This is a genomic window from Janibacter limosus NBRC 16128 (assembly GCF_001570985.1).
Taxonomy (GTDB): Bacteria; Actinomycetota; Actinomycetes; order Actinomycetales; family Dermatophilaceae; genus Janibacter; species Janibacter limosus.
The window spans coordinates 1-1,315 of the sequence record NZ_BCSS01000094.1 but is presented as its reverse complement, the minus strand read 5'-3'; the positions used below and the strand labels follow the sequence as shown (position 1 = coordinate 1,315).

Annotated in this window: 1 rRNA gene; it reads left to right on the top strand. The window is 55.1% G+C overall.

Annotated elements, in window-relative coordinates:
• Positions 1-294 precede the first annotated feature (294 nt).
• A 16S ribosomal RNA gene (locus JLI01S_RS16490) occupies positions 295-1,315 on the top strand; the annotation flags it as partial.

Genomic DNA, 1,315 nt, shown 5'->3' with positions numbered 1-1,315 from the left:
GTTTGAGAAGTTGCCCCTGAAGCGGTTCGCCGAGTGTGGTGGATGGTGGTGGGTGTGCGTGTGAATCTTGAGAACTCAACAGCGTGTCAAAAATCGATGCCAATACCTCGTTCTTGGCTGATTGTGCCTGACCTATCGGGTTGGGTGTGGTTGGTTGGGAGTGAATTTTTTTCCTTTGGTTGACAATGTAACAAACAGCGATTGCGCTGGTTGTTCTTGCTCAGTCATGGTTCAGCCCTTTGTTGGGTTATGGATTGCCCCTTCGAGGCCTTTGGGTCTTGGGGGTGTTGATCATCAACGGAGAGTTTGATCCTGGCTCAGGACGAACGCTGGCGGCGTGCTTAACACATGCAAGTCGAACGGTGAAGCTCCAGCTTGCTGGAGTGGATCAGTGGCGAACGGGTGAGTAACACGTGAGCAACCTGCCCCAGACTCTGGAATAAGCGCTGGAAACGGCGTCTAATACTGGATACGAGACCAACCTGCATGGGTATGGTCTGGAAAGTTTTTCGGTTTGGGATGGGCTCGCGGCCTATCAGCTTGTTGGTGAGGTAATGGCTCACCAAGGCGACGACGGGTAGCCGGCCTGAGAGGGCGACCGGCCACACTGGGACTGAGACACGGCCCAGACTCCTACGGGAGGCAGCAGTGGGGAATATTGCACAATGGGCGAAAGCCTGATGCAGCGACGCCGCGTGAGGGATGACGGCCTTCGGGTTGTAAACCTCTTTCAGCAGGGAAGAAGCGAAAGTGACGGTACCTGCAGAAGAAGCACCGGCTAACTACGTGCCAGCAGCCGCGGTAATACGTAGGGTGCGAGCGTTGTCCGGAATTATTGGGCGTAAAGAGCTTGTAGGCGGTTTGTCGCGTCTGCTGTGAAAATCCGGGGCTCAACCCCGGACTTGCAGTGGGTACGGGCAGACTAGAGTGTGGTAGGGGAGACTGGAATTCCTGGTGTAGCGGTGAAATGCGCAGATATCAGGAGGAACACCGATGGCGAAGGCAGGTCTCTGGGCCACTACTGACGCTGAGAAGCGAAAGCATGGGGAGCGAACAGGATTAGATACCCTGGTAGTCCATGCCGTAAACGTTGGGAACTAGGTGTGGGTCTCATTCCACGAGATCCGTGCCGCAGCTAACGCATTAAGTTCCCCGCCTGGGGAGTACGGCCGCAAGGCTAAAACTCAAAGGAATTGACGGGGGCCCGCACAAGCGGCGGAGCATGCGGATTAATTCGATGCAACGCGAAGAACCTTACCAAGGCTTGACATATACCGGAAACTTCCAGAGATGGTTGCCCCTTTTAGGTCGGTAT